Source organism: Bacillus paranthracis (assembly GCF_001883995.1).
Classification (GTDB): domain Bacteria; phylum Bacillota; class Bacilli; order Bacillales; family Bacillaceae_G; genus Bacillus_A; species Bacillus_A paranthracis.
Window position 1 is genome coordinate 1 of sequence record NZ_MACE01000062.1, and the last position, 20,003, is coordinate 20,003.

Genomic DNA, 20,003 nt, shown 5'->3' on the forward strand with positions numbered 1-20,003 from the left:
ATCATTATGACTTAAATCAAACTCCTATCAACTTTACTGTTGAAAAGAGTCAAACCGCTACAGCTTCTGTTACTGCTACAAATAGCTTAACGAAGGGCGCTGTGGAACTTTCTAAAGTAGATGATGTCGATGGTACTGCTCTTAAAGGTGCAGTATTTAAAATCGTGGATATGAACGGCAATGACGTTCACTCTGATTTAACTACTGATAAAGATGGAAAAATTTCTGTTTCTGATTTACGTCCGGGTGACTATCAGTTTATTGAAACGAAAGCTCCTACTGGGTACGATTTAAACGCTAAGCCAATTCCTTTCACTATTACGAAAGGACAATCTCAAGTTACTTCTGTTAAAGCGTTAAATAGTTTAACAACAGGTTCAATAGAATTAACTAAAGTTGATATGGATCACAATGGAACACTTGAGGGTGCCATTTTCAATATTTTAGATCAAGATGGAAAAGTAGCACGAGAAGGCTTAAAAACAGATGGGCATGGTAAATTAATCGTAAATGATTTGAAACCTGGCAATTATCAACTAGTGGAAACAAAAGCTCCTGAAGGCTATCAATTAGATGCATCACCAATAAGCTTTACAATTGAAAAAGCCCAAGCTGCACCACTACAAATTACAGTTTCAAATAAAAAGATTGAATCTTCATCAGGTGGAGATAATGAATCAATTACTCCTCCGAATAAAGAAGAGAAACCAGGTAAGGAAACTTCCGAAGAACTAGAAAAAGGAAATCCTGAAACACCTGGTACAGAAACTTCTGAAGAACTAGAAAAGGGAAATCCTGAAGCACACGGTAAAGGAACTTCCGAAGAACTAGAAAAAGGTAACTCTGAAACACAAATAAACAAACAGCAAGATGACCGAAATACGGGTAAAGAACTTCCAAATACAGGTCACAAAAAAGATCCTACTCAAACAGTAGGTATCGTACTTCTACTAGCTGGATTGTTAAGTATTTTAACTACAAAACGCAAAAAATATTATTAATAGTTTTTCACACCCAATCAAGTGAACATTTGATTGGGTGTTTTTTTTATACAAAAAAGGACGATACATAGAGTATCGTCCTTTTAACGGGGTGAGGCTGTCCAAAAGTACGGAAAACCTTTGAACAGCCTCGTATTTTCATATGGATGCCTTACATATATCACTGATGATAATTATGAAATGCGGAAACATATTTATCATCACATGATTCAAACACGAGAAAAGAAACCCTACAGTGGATTCTTTTCTCTACATAATCTAAAGTTTGGGTACACTAGATTCATGCAATGTAGGAGCTTTCCAAGTAGAAAGCGAACCTTCGTTTAAAATGATAGCATACATATCTCCGTCAAAAATATGCAAATGTGCATATAGCGTTTTTTATTTCTCAATGTCAGAATATTGAAAAATAATAAAGATAAGGGTAAAATGAAGTCGTTATCCGTCTTCTTTTGTCAGTCAGAGAGAATAGAAGAATAGGAGAGGAAAAAATGAAAAAATCTTTGAAACAAAAAATAGTAAGCTCTTTGCTTGCTGTATCACTCGCTGTTAGCTTAGCTCCGATTGGACAAGCCAAAGCTGATTCCACTTCAGAAATCACACAGACTTCATCTATTACAAAACAAGTTGATGCAAGCCGCGCTATCGAACACATCCGTTTCTTATCCGAAACAATTGGTCCTCGACCTGGCGGGACAAAATCAGAAGAATGGGCTTCTCGCTACGTCGGTATGCAGCTTAAATCAATGGGCTACGAAGTAGAATATCAACCATTCCAAGTGCCGGACCAATACGTTGGATTTATTGAATCACCATTATCCACAAAGCGTAATTGGCAAGCTGGTGCTGCCCCTAACGCACTAATTTCTACAGAATCTGTTACGGCTCCTCTTATCTTTGTTCAAGGTGGGACAAAATTAGAGGATATCCCAAATGAAGTAAATGGAAAAATTGTTCTATTCGAAAGAGGAACAACAGTAGCTGACTATAATAAACAAGTTGAAAATGCCGTTAGCAAAGGAGCAAAAGGTGTTCTTTTATACAGTTTAATTGGTGGACGTGGAAACTACGGACAAACTTTCAATCCCCGCCTAACGAAAAAGCAATCTATCCCTGTCTTCGGTCTTGCTTATGCGCAAGGAAATGCATTTAAAGAAGAAATCGATAAAAAAGGAACAACAATTCTTTCCCTAAAAGCGAGACATGAATCTAATTTAACATCATTAAACGTCATCGCTAAAAAGAAACCAAAAAACAGTACAGGTAATGAAAAAGCTGTCGTTGTAAGTTCACACTACGATAGTGTCGTTGGAGCACCTGGAGCAAATGATAATGCTTCTGGTACAGGATTAGTATTAGAATTAGCTCGTGCTTTTCAAAATGTAGAAACTGATAAAGAAATTCGTTTTATTGCTTTCGGTTCTGAAGAGACTGGCTTACTTGGCTCCGATTATTACGTTAATAGTTTATCCCAAAAAGAACGCGATCGAATTTTAGGTGTCTTTAACGCAGACATGGTCGCAACAAATTACGATAAAGCAAAGAATTTATATGCTATGACGCCTAACGGTTCTCCAAACCTTGTAACAGATGCAGCCTTGCAAGCAGGTAAACAGTTAAATAATGACCTTGTACTGCAAGGAAAATTCGGCTCTAGTGATCACGTACCATTTGCTGAAGTTGGGATTCCTGCCGCTCTATTTATTTGGATGGGTGTCGATAGTTGGAATCCATTAATCTATCATATCGAAAAGGTATATCACACACCTCAAGATAACGTATTTGAGAACATTTCACCTGAACGTATGAAAATGGCATTAGAGGTTATTGGAACAGGAGTTTATAATACACTTCAAAAACCTGTCGCTCAAACTGAACAAAAAGCTGCTTAGTCATTTAAAAGACCACCGATTTTTATCAGTGGTCTTTTATTGAGAAAAAATATATATGCATAAAAGCATATTTTCTCCTACTCATTATCGTATACAATATTAACTGTAACAAAAATGATTACAACTAATAAGGAGGCTTTTTTACTATGAAAAAAATGATTTTAGCCGGTGCATTAACTTTAGCAGGAATTACTGGTGCTACCGCGTTTATTCCTGAAACAAAGGCCGCTGCCGCTACTCAAGAACAAAGCTTTACAAAATTTTATTCTTTGCAAACTGGAAGTAGTTCTGAACAAGAACCTGTTTTCCTTCAAAAGGGACAAGAGTTAACAGTTCAACCTAACAGCAAAACCCCTAGTTACAGTGTTTATGACTCAAATCATAACCTTATTGGACGTTATTCTGATGGCTACGGCCGAATTTTCACTGCAAAAACAGATGGGAATATGTACGTTCAATTTCATGCACCTTATGTTTACTATAGTCCTGTTAGCTTTTCGGTTACGTATACAATCCGATAAAATAAAGGCCCTTCCCAAGGGCCTTTATTTTGTTTCCCAATTCACTTTTACAAAACCATCTTTCACCATTAAACCACTTATACTAAATACATACTTTTCATTCGCTTTCAATGTAGCTTTAAAAGTACCTTTTTTGGATTCACAGATTTCTTTTAACTCCCTTATACCTTCTCCTTTCCTTTCATACAAGCTAAAGCATAAATTCCCACGTTTTGCATCTGTCTCATAGGAAAATGTTACTTCTGTGTCTTTTGCATACTCAAGTTCAATATCTTTCCCAGCAATATCCCATGATGAGAATTTTGCCTCATAGCTTGTCTCTCCTTGTTGCTCACTCTCTAAATATATATCACCAGCTCTCCACATATCATCTAACGTTTGAACGAAAGCGAAGCCGCTCAGTAATACAAACATCGCACTTGCAAATATGACAACTAATGTTATCTTTTGTTTTTTCATAGCATTCATCGTATGCTCTCCTTCTATTTTCTTGTTACTTCTCCGTATCATATATAACAAAACTCCAATAAAAAACGGCAATATAATCGCTACAACACTCCACCACTTACTTATTCCACGCGTTTTCGCATCTGTATACACCCATGATGTTATACATACTAAAAGTGCTATAAAAGCCAAAAACATTGTAATCCCAGCTACCTCAAATACTACAAATGGATTATCGAACTCTATCATGTAATTTATACTCCTTCTTTAAAAATGACTGTATGACAACATATATCGGAATGTATAGGTGCATCATAATAACTATCGTTATAATGACAGATATTTTATGCTCCAAATGACTAACAAACTGCTCTAGGGTGACTGTTAATACAATCATCCAAATAGCATGAATGAAAACAACCCATCTCTTCTCTAATTTCCGAGCATTTCGCATGCCCTGCTTCGTATTATTTATTAGCTCTTCGCTAGGAATCATCTCTCCCGCTAAACTACTTTTTATCTTTTGATCAAATTTATCTTCCTTCATAAACGAACCCCTCCAAATGTTCTCGCATTTGCTTCTTCGCATAATTAAGGCGGTATTTCACCGTACCAATTGGTATATTTAATATTTCACTCATTTCTTTGTAAGAATATTGTTCATAGTAGTAGAGTACGAGCACTGTTTTATATTTTTCGTTTAATAACTGTATAACTTCTCGTATCATTTCTGCTTCGACTTTTTGAATAAATTCTTCTGATATATTCACATCATCTGCATGCTCAATTTCTCCGCCATCTTCTTTATGAAATAAATCCAATACACGATCTTTCCATCTTTTCTTTTTACGATAAAAATCATAAAACGTACGAATACAAATCGTAGTAATCCACTTTTTATAATTTTCCACGTAAGAAAGTTGGTGCCGCGATGAAAAAACTTTTATCCATGTCTCTTGAAAAATATCTTCCGCATCTTCTTTCGTTTTCGCTAACTTATAGCATAAGGAATATATTTGCTGCTTATATATGTCAATCAATTCTTCTACCTTTTCTTCCATCATAAACCTCCTGTCATTTATATAAGACGACGCAAATTCTCCTTTTGTTTGATAAAATTTTATTTTTTTATTATTTCCATACAAAAAGGCAATCACAACATCGTGTGATTGCCTTTTACTGAAAGCGAAAAATCGGCTCCGCTTTTCTTAATTACATTTTTTCTGGCGCAGATACTCCTACGATTGCTAATGCGTTTTGAAGTGTAGTGCGTACTGCTTTCATTAACTCGTAGCGAGCTTTACTTAATTCTAAGTTATCTTGGTTTAATACTTTTTCTGCATTGTAGAAGCTGTGTAATGTTGCTGCTAATTCAAATGCATAGTTTGTAATACGGTGTGGTAAACGTTTTTGTGCTGCATCCGCAACTACTGCTGGGAATTCACCAAGTTTTTTCAGTAATTCTACTTCTTTCTCAGAAGTAACAAGTTTGTAGTTCACGTCTCCGCCTGTAGCTAATCCTAATTCTTCACCTTGACGAAGGATACTGCATACACGAGCATGAGCGTATTGTGCATAATATACTGGGTTTTCATTAGATTTTGATACAGCTAAGTCCATGTCGAAATCTAAATGAGAATCGCCACTACGCATTGCGAAGAAGTAACGCATTGCGTCCACGCCTACTTCTTCCATAAGCTCACGAAGTGTAACTGCTTTACCTGTACGTTTACTCATCTTCATTTTTTCACCGTTTTGGTATAGTTGTACCATTTGGATGATTTCTACTTCAAGTGTTTCTTTATCGTAACCTAGCGCTTGAATAGCAGCTTTCATACGTGGAATGTAACCGTGGTGGTCAGCACCCCAAATGTTGATTAACTTATCGAAACCACGCTCTAATTTATCACGGTGATACGCGATATCTGGCGTTAAGTACGTGTAAGAACCATCATTTTTAATTAACACACGGTTTTTATCGTCACCGTAAGTCATTGAACGGAACCAAGTTGCACCGTCTTCTTCAAAGATTTCGTCGCGCTCTTTTAATACAGCAAGAGCTTGATCGATTTTTCCGTTTTTGTATAATGATGTTTCTGAGAACCATACATCAAATTTAACACGGAAACTTTCTAAGTCTTTTTGAAGTTTTGCTAACTCATATTTTAAACCGTACTCACGGTAAAATTCATAACTTTCTTTTTCATCAGCTTTCGCATAACGATCGCCAAACTCTTCAGCTAAACGCTTACCAATTGCAATGATGTCCGCACCATGGTATCCGTCTTCTGGCATTTCTTTCTCTAAGCCTAAAGCTTGCATGTAACGAGCTTCAACAGAAAGAGCTAAGTTATGGATTTGGTTACCAGCATCATTAATGTAGTACTCACGAGATACATCATATCCTGCTTTTGCTAATAAGTTACATAACGTGTCACCTACTGCTGCACCACGTGCATGCCCTAAGTGAAGGTCACCTGTTGGATTCGCAGATACGAACTCAACTTGTACTTTTTCACCTTTACCAGTATTCGTTTCACCGTAAGCTTCACCAGCATTAACGATCGTTGGGATTAAGTCTGTTAAGTAGCTATTATCCATGTAGAAGTTAATGAAACCAGGACCTGCGATTTCAATCTTTTCAATAGAAGCTTTTGCTTTATCGAAGTTTGCAACTAATTCTTCTGCAATCATACGAGGTGCTTTTTTCGCAACACGTGCAAGTTGCATTGCCATATTTGTAGAGAAGTCACCATTTGTTTTATCTTTTGGAGATTCTAATACTACATTTGGAATCTGTTCTTCTGTCGCTAATTCTGCCTTTAATACAGCAGCTTGAATTTCTTCTTTAATTAATCCTTTTACTTGTTCTAAAGAATTCATTATTTTGCCTCCTTCAAATTAATCGTAATTGTATATCTGCCAGCTTCTTGTTCACTTAGAAGCAATGCGTACGTTAAGAAGAGTTGTCCTTTTTTCTTTTCATCCGACCATTTAAAAAGAACGTTATCAGTCTTTGTTTGCAATGCAAACGTACCAAGTTCACTCGTGTACGTACCAGTTGTCCATTCACCTTTCACATGCGTTTGACGCATAGAAACAGCACCTGAACGCATAATGAGAACTTGTTCATCTTGAATTTTAATAATTGTTTTCACTTCGCCTTGTTCGTTCGGCTCTTGGAATGTTACGTATGTACCTTGACCTTTTACATAGTATTGACCATTTGCTTCAAAAGCAACGGTTTCCTTCCTCGCCCCTTCACGGATTTCTGTTACGAAATGAACGTGTACCGGCAAGCCTGCAAGTTGTTTCTCCACGTCTTGCACACCTTTCAACTGTTATAGATATTAAATAATGTATATAATAAATCACTTTTCCTATCATATCAAAAAAAACCTCTGTCTGTCTGCTGAAAAATCAGGAAAACTCCATTTCAAAACATAATTCACTTTCACTTTATTTCATATGATAAAATATTTCTTAAATCTAAATATTCTTTCTTTTAAAGAGGTGAATGAAGTGCTACCAACAAAATTGAAAAAAGGTGATGAAATTAGAGTGATTTCACCATCTTGTAGTTTAAGTATTGTCTCAACTGAAAACAGGAAGCTTGCTGTAAAAAAGTTAACCGACATGGGCTTTCACGTTACATTTTCAACATATGCTGATGAGATAGACAGATTTGCTTCCTCTTCTATTTCTTCACGCGTTCAAGACCTTCACGAAGCATTTAGAGACCCGAATGTAAAAGCCATTTTGACGACACTTGGCGGATACAATTCTAATGGCTTATTAAAACATCTCGATTACGATTTAATTCGAGAAAACCCGAAATTTTTCTGTGGCTATTCGGATATCACTGCACTAAATAATGCAATTTACACTAAAACAGGACTTGTTACATATTCAGGCCCCCATTTCTCTTCATTTGGAATGGAGAAAGGGCTCGAGTATACAACAGATTACTTTTTAAAATGCGTAACTTCTAATGAGCCGATTGAAGTCCTACCATCTGAAACATGGAGTGATGATTCTTGGTACATTGATCAGGAAAATCGAGAGTTTATTAAGAATGAAGGATACGTTTCGATTCACGAAGGAGAAGCTACGGGAGATATTATCGGTGGTAATATGAGCACATTGAACTTACTGCAAGGTACACCATATATGCCAAACTTAAAAGATAAAATTTTATTTCTTGAAGAGGATAGTTTAACTGGGAGAGCTACTCTTAAAACTTTTGATCGATATTTACATTCTCTTATGCAGCAGCAAGATTTTGAACATGTAAAAGGCATCGTTATAGGAAAGATGCAAAAAGGCGCAGAATGTACGATAGAAGACGTGCAAGAAATGATTGCTTCAAAGCCTGAGCTTGCACATATCCCTATCATTGCAAACGCAAGTTTCGGTCATACAACCCCGATTTTCACTTTCCCAATTGGCGGACGTGCAACAATCATTTCTAACAAAGAAAAAACATCTATCACTATTTTAACGCACTAAAAAAGGAGCGAATAGGTCGCTCCTTTTATCGTTTTTCTATTTTCTCCAACGCTTTTTGCGGAATTGATTCTTTCGGGATTTCAGCCCATCCTTTTCCTTGCATACCTTTTGCATAAATTTTTATAAAAGCACCCGTATGCAATTCACGGTTCATCATTCTTTTAATAACCTGTAACTTTCCGTCTTCTGTATACCCTTTAAAAGTATACAAGTATTCTCCGTCTTTTTTCTCACCTTTATCTATAACCGCATAATAATCTTGTATTTCTTTATTTGAAAAGAAGTTGTCTACAAAAGCATGTACACCTTCTGTTTTTGTGTTCAAATAATACGCTGTTCCACCTAGAATGATGGCGAATACAACTAAAACTTTAATTACCAATTTCATACATGCGCCTCCTGTTTGCACTTCTTTTTCCCTAGTCATATATCTATACTTGTATTATACGAAAAATGGCATACTATACTCTATCTAAAAGTCTTACACTTTCCTTACATTATTGTAAGGCATTTTCACCTTATAGCAATTTCCCAAGAAAAAATTTTTCCGTTTCATACACTTTTATATTATTATTGAATGATACAAATTTTTATTACAAAAATCAAAGGAGACAGTTTTCAAATGGCTATCTTGCAAGGTTTAGCACTATTACTTGTTGTACTTTGTCTATTTACACTTTTTAGTTACCGTGCTCCTTACGGCATGAAAGCAATGGGTGCTTTAGCTAATGCAGCAATCGCAAGTTTTCTTATTGAAGCATTTCATCGTTATATAGGTGGAGAAATGTTTCATAATGACTTTTTACAATCAGTAGGAGAAGCTTCCGGTAGTATGAGCGGTGTCGCAGCAGCGATTTTAGTCGCATTAGCAATCGGTGTTTCCCCCGTATATGCTGTTTTAATCGGTATCGCTACTAGTGGATTTGGTATTTTACCAGGATTTTTCGCTGGATACGTTTGTGCCTTCGTCGTGAAATTTCTCGAAAAGAAATTACCGGCTGGTGTAGAGTTTTTAGCAATTTTATTTATCGCTGCACCAATCTCACGCGGAATGGCAATGCTTATGGATCCGCTCGTTAACGCAACACTTGGTAAAATCGGTTCTATGATTTCAGTTGCAACTACAGAAAGCCCTATTATCATGGGTATTATGCTTGGTGGATTAATAACAGTTATTTCTACCTCTCCACTGAGTTCTATGGCACTCACTGCAATGCTTGGATTAACGGGTTTACCAATGGCAATTGGTAGTCTTGCCGTAGCAGCCTCAGCCCCAATGAACTTTATTTTCTTTAAACGACTAAAGATTTGTTCAAAGAAAGACACAATTGCTGTAGCAATCGAGCCTTTAACACAAGCCGATGTTGTTTCAGCAAATCCAATTCCAATTTATGCGACAAACTTCGTTGGCGGTGCACTTGCTGGTATTATTACATCTCTGTTCCAGCTCGTTAATAATGCACCAGGAACAGCATCACCAATCCCAGGACTTCTTGTTTTATTCGGATTTAATGACGTTGTAAAAGTAACAATTGCTGCTATATTATGTGGAATCGTTACCACGATTGTTGGATACATCGGATCAATTGTGTTCCGTAAATATCCAATTCGCTCTGCTGATGACATTCGCGGCATTACTTCGGAAGAGAAGGTTGCATAAGAAAAAGAGCTATTCCCGTTGTTTAGGAATAGCTCTTTTTAATGTTACGTAATGGTAAATGAAATTATATCGACGATTTTTCAAATATATCGATCACAACTCAAAATATATCAACGATTTTTTCATTATATCGACGATTCGACAAGACATATCGACTTACCGACACATAACGACAAAATAAGAGCCCCTAATCATATAGAGGGCTCTTATTTTATCCAGCTACAGCGGATTCCGCTTTTATTTCACCCAACCGAGCAGCATTTCCCGCACGAATTTGCTTGCTGCGACTGGTGTTTGATCACTATGGTCGTAGACAGGAGCTACTTCTACTAAGTCTGCTCCAACTACATTTATATTTGAATTTGCAATTGCTACGATGGAATCTAATAATTCTTTAGATGTGATACCACCAGCTTCTAACGTTCCTGTTCCTGGAGCGTGAGCTGGGTCTAATACATCAATGTCGATTGTGACATAGACTGGGCGTCCTGCAAGTTTTGGTAATACTTCTTTTAACGGTTCTAATACGTCAAATTTATATAAGTTCATACCTACTTCTTTCGCCCATTCAAATTCTTCCTTCATTCCAGAACGAATTCCGAAAGAATATACGTTTTCCGGACCAATTAAATCACACACTTTACGAATTGGTGTAGAGTGGGATAAAGGCTCCCCTTCATACGATTCACGTAAATCAGTATGAGCATCCATATGGATGATTGCTAAATCCGGATATTTTTTTGCCATTGCCTTAAAAATTGGCCAAGACACTAAGTGCTCACCGCCGAGACCTAGTGGAAACTTATCGGCATCTAAAAGTTTTGATACATATTCTTCAATCATGTCTAAGCTGCGCTGTGCGTTTCCGAATGGTAATGGGATATCACCCGCATCAAAATATTTTACCTCTTCTAGTTCACGATCTAAATACGGACTATATTCTTCAAGACCGATTGATACTTCACGAATACGTGCAGGGCCAAAACGAGATCCCGGACGGTAACTTACTGTCCAATCCATAGGCATCCCATAAATAACTACCTTCGACTCTTCAAAACTTGGATGACTTTTAATAAATACTTTACCTGAATAAGCTTCATCAAAACGCATATTCTTTTCCTCCTTATGTGGAACTTAAGGTATCCCAACCTTTCATTATTTCTCAAATTTGGAGCGAGTTGCTCCTCTTTCTCGATTTACCGGGTCTTCTATTTCATACAAAGAAGACAATTTTCTTTACAGAAGTGTAAATAGCTAGCATGTTCAAGTCTTCTGGACAAACACCTTAAATGAGCTATTTACACTTTATTTGTTCCGTGCGATTCTCTTACTTAATTAAATCGCCAACAAATTTCGGTAATGCGAATGCTGCATTGTGTAATTCTTTTGTGTAGTATTTCGTTTCGATTTCGTGGAAACGCTCTTCACTTACTTCTAATGGATCATGTTTTTTAGATCCGATTGTGAACGTCCAAAGACCGCTTGGGTAAGTTGGAATGTTCGCTGTGTATAAACGAGTAATTGGGAAAATCTCTTTTACATCTTTAAACACAGTTGTAATTAGTTCTGGCGTAAACCAAGGGTTGTCCGTTTGTGCAACGAAAATACCATCTTCTTTTAACGCTTTTGAAATTCCAGCGTAGAAGCCTTTTGTAAATAGGTTTACTGCTGGTCCTACTGGCTCAGTAGAATCTACCATAATTACGTCATATTCATTTTCGCTTTCTGCGATATGTAGGAAACCGTCTCCTACTTTTACTTCTACACGCTCATTATCTAATGCACCTGCAATTGATGGTAAGTACTGTTTAGAGTACTCAATTACTTTTCCATCGATTTCAACAAGAGTTGCTTTCTTTACGCTTGGGTGTTTTAACACTTCACGAATAACACCGCCATCGCCGCCACCTACAACTAATACGTTTTCAGGGTTTGGATGTGTAAATAAAGGTACGTGCGCTACCATTTCATGATAAACGAACTCATCTTTTTCTGTTGTCATAACCATGCCATCTAAAATAAGCATGTTTCCGAACTCTTCCGTTTCGACCATATCAAGTTTTTGGAATTCTGTTTGCTCCGTATGTAATGTGCGGTTAATACGCGCCGTAATCCCAAAATGTTTTGTTTGTTTTTCAGTGAACCATAGTTCCATCGTACAATCACGCCTTTCAATGCAAATTTATAATAGGGACATCATTAATGTCCCCTAACAAAAATAAAACAAAACATCCAAAATGTATAGTTAAAAGTACAAAAATACCGAAAATATATTTTAGTCAGAGCGTTCTAACATATACATATAAAGAAAACCCTTTCTTAAGAAAGGGCTTTTCTCTCTACTTCTACCTGTTTTCGAATCGGAATTAAAATCATTACACAACCAACTAATACAACAATCCCACCTACTAAAAATGGACTTTGCGGTGAAACAGCGTGGCCGATAATCCCTGATAAAATGGGAGCAATTGCGCCACCTAACCAACGAACGAAGTTATAAACACCAGATGTAACAGATCTTTCATAAGGTGAAATATCCATTACATAACTTGTAAATAATGCATTATTTAATCCTGATGCTAATCCTGATAGAACAATTAATACAATTTGTAACCACATAATTTTCACGAAGAATAGTGCAATTAAGAATAGCGCAAATACGAGTAAACTGCCTTTCAACAATGTTTTCGGCTCATATTTCCCTTCTAGCTTATGTGCTAAAATTGCAGAACCGTAAGCTAACGCGAGTCCCCATCCACAAAATACAAAACCTAATTGAATAGCAGATAAATGCATAATAAGTGGTGAATATGCTAACACAACGAAAAATCCGTAGTAGTATAACATTCCTGAAATGGCGCCTTGCATAAACGGCTTATACTTCACCAGGTTAAATAATTCTCCTACGCCTGCCGCTTTACGCTTCACTTTTCGCTCTGGTTCTTTCACAAAGAAGAAAACTAAAATAAATGCTAAGAAAATTAAAATACTCGTCGCAAAAAATGGGTAACGCCAAGAATGTCCACCTAATATCCCGCCTAATAATGGTCCACCTGCCATTCCTAAACCGATAGCCGCTTCATATAACCCTACTGCTTCATGAACTTCTTTACTTAATGCAATCAATAAAGTCATCGCCGTTGCGAAGAACATCGCATTCCCTAATCCCCATCCAGCGCGGAAAAGAGATAACTGAGCAATCGTTTGCGATATACCGCATATAAACGCAAATACAGTCACGATGGCAAGACCGATTGTCATCATTCGTTTATCACCAAATCTCGATGCAAATATTCCAGCTGGTAACATCATAATTGCCATCGTTAAAATATATGCTGTAAATAACATCTCTACTTGCCAATGCGATGCACCAATCTTTTCAGCAATAATTGGCAAAATTGGATCGACTACCCCTATACCTGAAAAGGCAAGGAAAGTAGCCAACACTGTAATCAATCTCCCTAGTTTTTGTTTGCTCTCCATTTTGATTACTCTCCTTTTGTATTCTCTAAAAATGTCACTGCACGATGTAAGCTGTCTTCAAGTTCTCCCTTTACACGCTGCATTTGCTCCATTTTCTCGTCTAGCGTTTGCACTTGTTTTTCAAGCATCTCTTTAATTTCTTGAATCACTTCACGATCACGGGGATTCTCACTATTTCTTCTTTGCTCCATTCTTTCTTTTAACGATAAAAAATGTTGCATTTCTTGAAGCGTAATCCCTAACACTTCTTTCGCTTCCACAATTCTTTTAATTCTAGCGATATCTTCGTCTGTATACAGGCGAATGTTCCCCTCACTACGTTCTGGGGGATGAATTAAACCAATTTCCTCATAATAACGAAGTGTACGTTTTGTTAAACCAACTTGCTTTGTAACTTCATCAATCTTATACATGTTTATTCCTCCCTTCACTCGATTATTACATTTTACGTTAACGTTAACTTTTGTGCAACTGTTAGACTTTTGTAAATGTTTGTCATATTAAATTGTATTTTTTCAAAAGCAGTTTCATAATGAAAGAAAAGAAATGATAAGGAGAATTTCACATGAGTAAACCACTTATTTTCGCTCATCGCGGCGTAAAAGGAACACATCCAGAAAATACGATGATTGCCTTCCAAGAAGCTGAACGCATCGGCGCCCATGGAATTGAGCTTGATGTCCACCTATCAAAAGATGGTGAACTTGTCGTAATTCACGATGAAACAGTCGATCGTACAACGAATGATGTAGGTCTTGTCTCTGAAAAAACGGTAAAAGAGTTACAAGCTTTAGATGCCGGCAGCCATAAAGATCCTTCTTTCCATGAAGCAAAAATCCCAACGTTACGCGAAGTATTCATTTGGTTATCTACAACAAAGTTACAGCTCAACATTGAGTTAAAGACAGATGTCATTCACTATCCAAACATTGAAGAAAAAGTTGTTGCTCTCGTTCGAGAATATCATCTTTCTAATCAAATTGTATTCTCTTCATTTAATCACGACTCTGTTTCATTATTAGCAGAAATTGCTCCTGAAATCCCAAGAGCCATTTTATATGACCAGCCACTTGCTGATCCTATCGCCGAAGCAAAAAATAGAGATGCAACTGGTTTACACCCAAACTTTCAACTACTAACAAAGGAATTTGTTCAACTCGCGCAAAAACAAGGGTACGTTTTCCGCCCTTATACAATTAACGAATACAAAGATTTACAAACTATGATTGATTATGGCGTAGATGTCATTATTACCGATTGGCCAGCACGTGCATTTGAGCTCCTTTCTTAATTGAAGGAGCTCTTTATTTTCGAAATTTCATTGTTTAAAATAATCGAAAACCCTCAATACTAATACAATAATGTTTGTATGAATGAGGGGCTGAAAAAGATGGATCAAACTATGAATACAAAACTTAAAAAATATAAACGTCTTTTCTTCACCGTAATGTTTTCTTCTGTTCTTTTTTTCGTTTTCTCCTTTTTTGTTATTATTATAGTTGCAAAAATTATGGGACCTCCTCCTGTCGCTGTCCCGCAAACAAGTGTCTTTTATGCTAATGATGACACTGTTATAGGACAAAGTAATGAGATGCAAAAACGATACAATGTATCTCTCAAGGAAATTTCTCCTTACGTAAAAGAGGCAACACTTTCTATCGAAGATCAAAGATTCTACAAACATCATGGCTTCGATATGAAGCGTATCGCTGGTGCCATTGTTGCTGATTTAAAAGCGATGGCAAAAGTCCAAGGCGCTAGTACGATTACACAACAGTATGCCCGTAACCTATACTTAGATCATGATAAAACGTGGAAACGTAAACTATTAGAAGCAATGTACACAATCCGTCTTGAAGTGAATTATAATAAAAATCATATTTTAGAAGGATATTTAAATACAATTTATTACGGGCATGGTGCTTATGGAATCGAAGCTGCGTCCCGTCTATATTTTGATAAAACAGCAAAAGAATTAACATTAGCGGAAGCTAGTATGCTCGCGGGTATACCAAAAGGACCTAGTGTCTACTCTCCCTTTTTAAAAAAAGATCGTGCGAAAGAACGACAATCTCTTATATTAGATGAAATGGTAGAACAAGGCTATATTACGAAGAAACAAGCAGCTTCAGCAAAGAAAGAATCACTAACTTTCGCTTCATTAGATACGAAAAAAGTCGCAGAGGTTGCGCCTTATTTCCAAGATGCTGTACAAGCTTCTCTTCTTCGCGATGTTGGATTAGATGAGCAAGCCTTACAAAAAGGCGGCTTGCGTATTTATACAACGCTAGACCCAAAATTACAATCAGTTGCAGAACAAGCTGTAAAAGACCACATACCTGACACGACAAACATACAAACTGCGCTCGTCTCTATGAATCCAAAAACAGGTGAAGTAGCTGCCCTTGTTGGTGGAACTGATTATAATACAAGTCAATTTAACAGGGCTACACAGGCCGCTCGCCAGCCTGGATCTACATTTAAGCCATTTCTATATTATGCGGCATTAGAACGAGGATTCACCCCTGCTACGCGCTTAAAAAGCGAATACACCGTGTTCACTTTAGGTGACGGTGTTTCAAAGTATAAACCGAAAAACTATAAAGACTATTATGCAGACGATTTTGTAACAATGGCGCAAGCTCTTGCGGTCTCTGATAACATATATGCCGTGAAGACCAATTTATTTTTAGGCGAAGACATTCTTACAAAAACGGCGAAGCAATTCGGCATTAAAAGTGCATTAAAAGATGTCCCTTCCCTCGCGCTCGGTACATCTCCTGTAAAACCAATTGAAATGGTTAACGCTTATAGCATGTTCGCAAACGGGGGAAGAGAAGTAAAACCTATTTTCATTCGCCGCATTATGGATCATGAAGGAAATATTTTATACGATGCTCATTTGGATAGTAAACAAGTTCTTGATAAGAGCAAAGCATTTGTGATGGAAGAAATGATGACAGGCATGTTTAATAAAAAACTAAGCAGTTATGCTGCTGTAACTGGTCAATCAATGTTATCTAAACTATCAAGAACCTATGCCGGAAAATCTGGTTCTACCGAAACAGATAGTTGGATGATTGGGTTTACCCCGCAACTCGTAACTGGCGTATGGGTTGGATATGATCAACCTAAATCAATTTCAAACGTAGCAGAACAAGGCTATGCGAAAAGAATATGGACTGATACGATGGAGAAAGGCTTAGATGGACAACCTAAAAAAGAGTTTAAACAACCAAGTGACGTCGTTGCAGTCGATATTAACCCTGAAAACGGGAAAATCGCTACAAAAAATTGCCCAATTTCAGTGAAAATGTATTTTGCAAAAGGTACAGAACCAACTGAATATTGTATGGATCACGTTGATGATAAAGAGGAATTTGAAAAGACAACTGAAGAAAAGAAAAAAACAAGTTGGTGGAAAAAATATCTTCCTTGGTAGAATATCAAGCTATTTCACTGAACGTGGAATAGCCTCCTAGTCGAATCGTTGATATATCTTCATACAACAAGCCAAAATAAAAAGGATGTCTCACTAGTCCAACAATCGACTAGTGAGACATCCTTTTCTTTTATTCACTTAATAATGCACGGCGCAATTCTTCGCTAGACTCGTTCCAAATCGCTTCATTATGTTCTTTTAAGAATGTACCAAGTACTTTTTTAGATGATTCGTCCATATGTTCAACCATAATGTGACGCTTCAATGATTTATCCATTTTGTTTACGTGCTCTGGAAGTGACTTATATCCGCGGCGAATTTCACGGTCAACTGTCATTTCACAAGCTGTTACACCTGCGTAATACGCACCTGTTGCTGTTCTTTCAATCGTTACCCATACAAGCCAGTATGGTTTTCCGTTTGGAACTTCATCTTTATTTGTTAAAAATTTAATACCTTTTTCTACTGTACTACGTGCATGCATCGCACCGATATCAACAAATGCTGTTTTCTCTAGTACATCGACAAATACAGGTGAAATGTTTTCTAGACTTAATGCCCCAACGCCAAAACCACCATGTCCATCTGTTGAATCATTTTTCACGATATTAAAACCGATTTTTTTCTTTTTCTCTGTCATATGTAAATTCCTCCTCACTTAATGATTATAAAAGGCCAAAGATAGGCGCAATAATACTGTTTAAAAATGCAAATACGTATGGAATGACAACATTAAAAATAGGTTGGATTGTGTAATTGCTAAGCGGTGTAATAACTAGAATTAATAAAGCAATTGCCCCGTATTTTTCATACTGTGTCATTTTCGCACGAATATTTGTTGGTGCTAAATCCTCCACTACGCGATATCCATCAAGTGGCGGGATTGGTAATAAGTTAAAGACAAGTAAAACGATATTCAACATAATAAAAATCTGGAAAAATTGAGCTAGCGTATCTGCTACTGCAAATGGAATTGAGTCTAATACACCAAATGTTAATAAGCTATACCAAATAATTAAACCGATTGCGCTTAAAATTAAGTTACTAATCGGTCCTGCAATTGAAACTAATATACCTGCAAGACGAGGTCTTTTAAAGTTATATGGGTTAACAGGAACTGGTCTCGCCCAACCAAAACCAAGAATTAATACAGCAATCATCCCGATAGGATCTAAATGTGCCATCGGCGATAAAGTTAAGCGCCCTTGTCTCTTTGCTGTATCGTCTCCAAATTTATATGCTACATATGCATGCGCAAATTCATGCACTGATAATGCGATAATAATGGCCATTGCTACCAAAGGAATTTGGTGCAACGGGTATCTAAATAACTGATCCATGCTTCATCTCCTCTTCAATATGTCAAAAAAAGAAATTATTTGTTTTTTGATTGTTCTTCCACATAATCCGCTATAATAAGAGTGTAACTTACATAAAAGGAGCGATTATATATGCCATACGTAACAGTGAAAATGCTAGAAGGACGCACAGAGGAACAAAAGAAAGCTCTTGCTGAGAAAGTAACAGCAGCAGTAAGCGAAACAACTGGTGCTCCTGAAGAAAACATCGTTGTTTTCATCGAAGAAATGTCTAAAAACCATTATGCAGTTGGCGGAAAACGCTTAAGCGACAAATAATTTCAAGTTCTTTCATAAGAAGCAGCTTTTAGCTGCTTCTTATTTTTTTCCTTCGAGTAACTCGATGATTCTCTCTTTATATTTTCCTTTTCTTCCATCTTCATAGATTAAATCATGCGGGTAGAATAGCTTTTGATCCCTTCTCTTCTTACCAGTAATTGCCTCAACAATATCCGATTCACGTGAAAGCTCTCTAAGCTCTCCATTTGGCATAAGAAGTAAGATTGGCAGACGTTCTTCTTCTTCACCAGCACGGTAAAAGTCGTACGGTAAGTCTGATGTTGAATCAACTACTAAATAGTATTCTGGATCGAGTCCAATCTTTTTAAATAAGCTACTTAATTCCATCCAATTATCTAAACCGTGCTTATCTGTAAACTCTACATATTTAAATAGGTTTCGATTCATAAAACGACGGCATAAATCACTTAAAATTGGATCCTCTTCGTCTTGCCATACTTGGAAGTAATAATACATAACGTTCTCGTCTAACTTTAAATAATCCTCTACTGTTACTTCTTCTTCAAATAAAGAATAGAAATGAACCGGATGATTTTTAAATGTATAGTACTTCTCGTGCAATGATTTTGCACGGTGTAAAATCTTCGTTAAAATAACTTCAGCACTGCGCGTTACTGGATGGAAATATACTTGCCAGTACATTTGATAACGACTCATAATATAATGTTCAACAGCATGCATACCACTATTTTTAATAACTACTTGATTTCCGTACGGACGCATAACGCGCAGTATACGTTCCATATCAAAGTTTCCATACTTTACGCCAGTGAAATACGCATCTCTTAATAAATAGTCCATGCGATCTGCATCAATTTGACTGGAAATCATGCTAATCGCTAATTTATTAGTAGATGTTTTCGCAATTACATCGGCTACCTTTTGTGGGAAATCTTTATCCACACGACTTAATACACGATTAATTTCCGTATCTCCAACGATAATCTTTTGCGTAAATTTCTCATGGTCTAATGAAAATACTTTTTCAAACGAATGAGAAAACGGACCGTGACCGACATCATGAAGTAATGCCGCACATAAGCATAACAATCTATCTTCAGCATTCCAATTCGGTCTGCCATCAAACACATCATCAATCATACGACGAATAATTTCATATACACCTAACGAATGAGTAAAGCGACTATGCTCTGCACCGTGAAATGTAAAAAATGTCGTTCCAAGCTGCTTAATACGGCGCAAGCGTTGAAATTCTTTCGTTCCGATTAAATCCCAAATAACACGATCGCGCACGTGCACATATTTATGTACCGGGTCTTTAAACACTTTTGTTTCGCTGAGTTTGTCGTTTAAATATACCACTTTCCGACATCCCCCTTTCTTTACTGCATTCTTACTATATATTATAAACGAAATAGGAAACAGAAAG

General features: G+C 36.8%; 21 protein-coding genes. 8 read left to right on the forward strand and 13 right to left on the reverse strand.

Translation table 11 applies throughout. The annotated features are described in order from the left end of the window. The 3 genes from BAQ46_RS23100 to BAQ46_RS23110 all read left to right on the forward strand — a co-directional run. On the forward strand, positions 1–1,001 hold a 1,001-nt coding region (locus BAQ46_RS23100; protein WP_116777262.1), incomplete at its 5' end, for an MSCRAMM family protein. A 491-nt stretch (positions 1,002–1,492) separates the two neighbouring features. After that, a complete protein-coding gene (locus BAQ46_RS23105) occupies positions 1,493–2,893 on the forward strand; it encodes a M28 family metallopeptidase (protein ID WP_071742869.1) in 1,401 nt (466 codons plus the stop codon). A 146-nt stretch (positions 2,894–3,039) separates the two neighbouring features. Continuing rightward, the gene (locus BAQ46_RS23110) at positions 3,040–3,414 is read left to right on the forward strand and encodes a hypothetical protein (RefSeq protein ID WP_061131885.1); all 375 of its coding nucleotides are present in this window, start codon (positions 3,040–3,042) and stop codon (positions 3,412–3,414) included. Positions 3,415–3,438: 24 nt separating this feature from the next. On the opposite strand, the gene BAQ46_RS23115 is transcribed toward BAQ46_RS23110, so the two are convergent. From BAQ46_RS23115 to BAQ46_RS23135, 5 genes are all read right to left on the reverse strand, one after another. Further along, a complete protein-coding gene (locus tag BAQ46_RS23115) occupies positions 3,439–4,110 on the reverse strand; it encodes an anti-sigma factor (protein ID WP_071742871.1) in 672 nt (223 codons plus the stop codon). Then, on the reverse strand, positions 4,094–4,408 hold the full coding sequence (locus BAQ46_RS23120) for a hypothetical protein (protein ID WP_000656675.1): 315 nt from the start codon (positions 4,406–4,408) through the stop codon (positions 4,094–4,096). The genes BAQ46_RS23115 and BAQ46_RS23120 overlap by 17 nt, the downstream gene beginning before the upstream one ends. Next, positions 4,395–4,922: an RNA polymerase sigma factor gene (locus BAQ46_RS23125; protein WP_071742872.1), complete on the reverse strand. Its 528-nt coding sequence runs from the start codon at positions 4,920–4,922 to the stop codon at positions 4,395–4,397. The genes BAQ46_RS23120 and BAQ46_RS23125 overlap by 14 nt, the downstream gene beginning before the upstream one ends. A gap of 151 nt (positions 4,923–5,073) precedes the next feature. Then, on the reverse strand, positions 5,074–6,744 hold the full coding sequence (gene argS / locus BAQ46_RS23130; RefSeq protein ID WP_001086449.1) for an arginine--tRNA ligase: 1,671 nt from the start codon (positions 6,742–6,744) through the stop codon (positions 5,074–5,076). Further along, positions 6,744–7,181, reverse strand: a complete 438-nt coding sequence (locus BAQ46_RS23135; RefSeq protein WP_000414867.1) for a YwiB family protein — start codon at positions 7,179–7,181, stop codon at positions 6,744–6,746. Before BAQ46_RS23135 ends, argS begins: the two co-directional genes overlap by 1 nt. Before the next feature lie 202 nt (positions 7,182–7,383). Here BAQ46_RS23135 and BAQ46_RS23140 point away from each other — a divergent pair, with 202 nt between their 5' ends. Continuing rightward, a complete protein-coding gene (locus tag BAQ46_RS23140) occupies positions 7,384–8,370 on the forward strand; it encodes a S66 family peptidase (protein WP_071742874.1) in 987 nt (328 codons plus the stop codon). Between the two features lie 25 nt (positions 8,371–8,395). Here the strand turns inward: BAQ46_RS23140 and BAQ46_RS23145 are convergent, their stop codons facing one another. Beyond that, a complete protein-coding gene (locus BAQ46_RS23145; protein ID WP_000779936.1) occupies positions 8,396–8,758 on the reverse strand; it encodes a YxeA family protein in 363 nt (120 codons plus the stop codon). A 234-nt stretch (positions 8,759–8,992) separates the two neighbouring features. On the opposite strand from BAQ46_RS23145, the gene BAQ46_RS23150 reads away from it, so the two are divergent. Beyond that, positions 8,993–10,030, forward strand: a complete 1,038-nt coding sequence (locus BAQ46_RS23150; protein ID WP_000996317.1) for a PTS sugar transporter subunit IIC — start codon at positions 8,993–8,995, stop codon at positions 10,028–10,030. 237 nt (positions 10,031–10,267) lie between these two features. Here BAQ46_RS23150 and speB read toward each other — a convergent pair whose 3' ends face one another. The 4 genes from speB to BAQ46_RS23170 all read right to left on the reverse strand — a co-directional run bounded on the left by speB (position 10,268) and on the right by BAQ46_RS23170 (position 13,926). After that, a complete protein-coding gene (gene speB, locus BAQ46_RS23155) occupies positions 10,268–11,140 on the reverse strand; it encodes an agmatinase (RefSeq protein ID WP_001209831.1) in 873 nt (290 codons plus the stop codon). Between the two features lie 217 nt (positions 11,141–11,357). Further along, positions 11,358–12,185 carry a polyamine aminopropyltransferase gene (speE, locus tag BAQ46_RS23160; protein WP_000424696.1) on the reverse strand — a complete coding sequence of 276 codons (828 nt, stop codon included), beginning with the start codon at positions 12,183–12,185 and terminating at the stop codon, positions 11,358–11,360. 164 nt (positions 12,186–12,349) lie between these two features. Next, on the reverse strand, positions 12,350–13,513 hold the full coding sequence (locus BAQ46_RS23165; RefSeq protein ID WP_071742876.1) for an MFS transporter: 1,164 nt from the start codon (positions 13,511–13,513) through the stop codon (positions 12,350–12,352). A 5-nt stretch (positions 13,514–13,518) separates the two neighbouring features. Further along, entirely contained in the window at positions 13,519–13,926 is a 408-nt protein-coding gene (locus BAQ46_RS23170; RefSeq protein ID WP_000276568.1) for a MerR family transcriptional regulator, read from the reverse strand. A gap of 152 nt (positions 13,927–14,078) precedes the next feature. Here BAQ46_RS23170 and BAQ46_RS23175 point away from each other — a divergent pair, with 152 nt between their 5' ends. Together BAQ46_RS23175 and BAQ46_RS23180 are read left to right on the forward strand one after the other, a co-directional pair. After that, a complete protein-coding gene (locus BAQ46_RS23175) occupies positions 14,079–14,804 on the forward strand; it encodes a glycerophosphodiester phosphodiesterase (protein ID WP_061131890.1) in 726 nt (241 codons plus the stop codon). A gap of 99 nt (positions 14,805–14,903) precedes the next feature. Next, positions 14,904–16,955 (forward strand): transglycosylase domain-containing protein, encoded by a 2,052-nt coding sequence (locus BAQ46_RS23180; protein WP_071742877.1) that lies wholly within the window; start codon positions 14,904–14,906, stop codon positions 16,953–16,955. A gap of 130 nt (positions 16,956–17,085) precedes the next feature. Here the strand turns inward: BAQ46_RS23180 and BAQ46_RS23185 are convergent, their stop codons facing one another. Both BAQ46_RS23185 and BAQ46_RS23190 read right to left on the reverse strand, forming a co-directional pair. Further along, positions 17,086–17,595: a YwhD family protein gene (locus tag BAQ46_RS23185; protein WP_000136688.1), complete on the reverse strand. Its 510-nt coding sequence runs from the start codon at positions 17,593–17,595 to the stop codon at positions 17,086–17,088. A gap of 25 nt (positions 17,596–17,620) precedes the next feature. Beyond that, positions 17,621–18,295 (reverse strand): site-2 protease family protein, encoded by a 675-nt coding sequence (locus BAQ46_RS23190; protein ID WP_000372461.1) that lies wholly within the window; start codon positions 18,293–18,295, stop codon positions 17,621–17,623. A gap of 111 nt (positions 18,296–18,406) precedes the next feature. Here BAQ46_RS23190 and BAQ46_RS23195 point away from each other — a divergent pair, with 111 nt between their 5' ends. After that, positions 18,407–18,592 carry a 2-hydroxymuconate tautomerase gene (locus tag BAQ46_RS23195; RefSeq protein ID WP_001147171.1) on the forward strand — a complete coding sequence of 62 codons (186 nt, stop codon included), beginning with the start codon at positions 18,407–18,409 and terminating at the stop codon, positions 18,590–18,592. A 39-nt stretch (positions 18,593–18,631) separates the two neighbouring features. On the opposite strand, the gene BAQ46_RS23200 is transcribed toward BAQ46_RS23195, so the two are convergent. Continuing rightward, positions 18,632–19,936, reverse strand: a complete 1,305-nt coding sequence (locus BAQ46_RS23200; RefSeq protein WP_000262739.1) for an HD domain-containing protein — start codon at positions 19,934–19,936, stop codon at positions 18,632–18,634. Positions 19,937–20,003 lie beyond the last annotated feature (67 nt).

Coding starts and splice junctions, on each gene's coding strand:
- BAQ46_RS23125 (WP_071742872.1), bottom strand. CDS start 4,922: ATGGAAGAAAAGGTAGAAGAATTGATTGACATATATAAGCAGCAAATA.
- argS (WP_001086449.1), bottom strand. CDS start 6,744: ATGAATTCTTTAGAACAAGTAAAAGGATTAATTAAAGAAGAAATTCAA.
- speE (WP_000424696.1), bottom strand. CDS start 12,185: ATGGAACTATGGTTCACTGAAAAACAAACAAAACATTTTGGGATTACG.
- BAQ46_RS23170 (WP_000276568.1), bottom strand. CDS start 13,926: ATGTATAAGATTGATGAAGTTACAAAGCAAGTTGGTTTAACAAAACGT.
- BAQ46_RS23185 (WP_000136688.1), bottom strand. CDS start 17,595: ATGACAGAGAAAAAGAAAAAAATCGGTTTTAATATCGTGAAAAATGAT.
- BAQ46_RS23175 (WP_061131890.1), top strand. CDS start 14,079: ATGAGTAAACCACTTATTTTCGCTCATCGCGGCGTAAAAGGAACACAT.
- BAQ46_RS23120 (WP_000656675.1), bottom strand. CDS start 4,408: ATGAAGGAAGATAAATTTGATCAAAAGATAAAAAGTAGTTTAGCGGGA.
- BAQ46_RS23150 (WP_000996317.1), top strand. CDS start 8,993: ATGGCTATCTTGCAAGGTTTAGCACTATTACTTGTTGTACTTTGTCTA.
- BAQ46_RS23165 (WP_071742876.1), bottom strand. CDS start 13,513: ATGGAGAGCAAACAAAAACTAGGGAGATTGATTACAGTGTTGGCTACT.
- BAQ46_RS23195 (WP_001147171.1), top strand. CDS start 18,407: ATGCCATACGTAACAGTGAAAATGCTAGAAGGACGCACAGAGGAACAA.
- BAQ46_RS23105 (WP_071742869.1), top strand. CDS start 1,493: ATGAAAAAATCTTTGAAACAAAAAATAGTAAGCTCTTTGCTTGCTGTA.
- BAQ46_RS23145 (WP_000779936.1), bottom strand. CDS start 8,758: ATGAAATTGGTAATTAAAGTTTTAGTTGTATTCGCCATCATTCTAGGT.
- BAQ46_RS23180 (WP_071742877.1), top strand. CDS start 14,904: ATGGATCAAACTATGAATACAAAACTTAAAAAATATAAACGTCTTTTC.
- BAQ46_RS23190 (WP_000372461.1), bottom strand. CDS start 18,295: ATGGATCAGTTATTTAGATACCCGTTGCACCAAATTCCTTTGGTAGCA.
- BAQ46_RS23115 (WP_071742871.1), bottom strand. CDS start 4,110: ATGATAGAGTTCGATAATCCATTTGTAGTATTTGAGGTAGCTGGGATT.
- speB (WP_001209831.1), bottom strand. CDS start 11,140: ATGCGTTTTGATGAAGCTTATTCAGGTAAAGTATTTATTAAAAGTCAT.
- BAQ46_RS23110 (WP_061131885.1), top strand. CDS start 3,040: ATGAAAAAAATGATTTTAGCCGGTGCATTAACTTTAGCAGGAATTACT.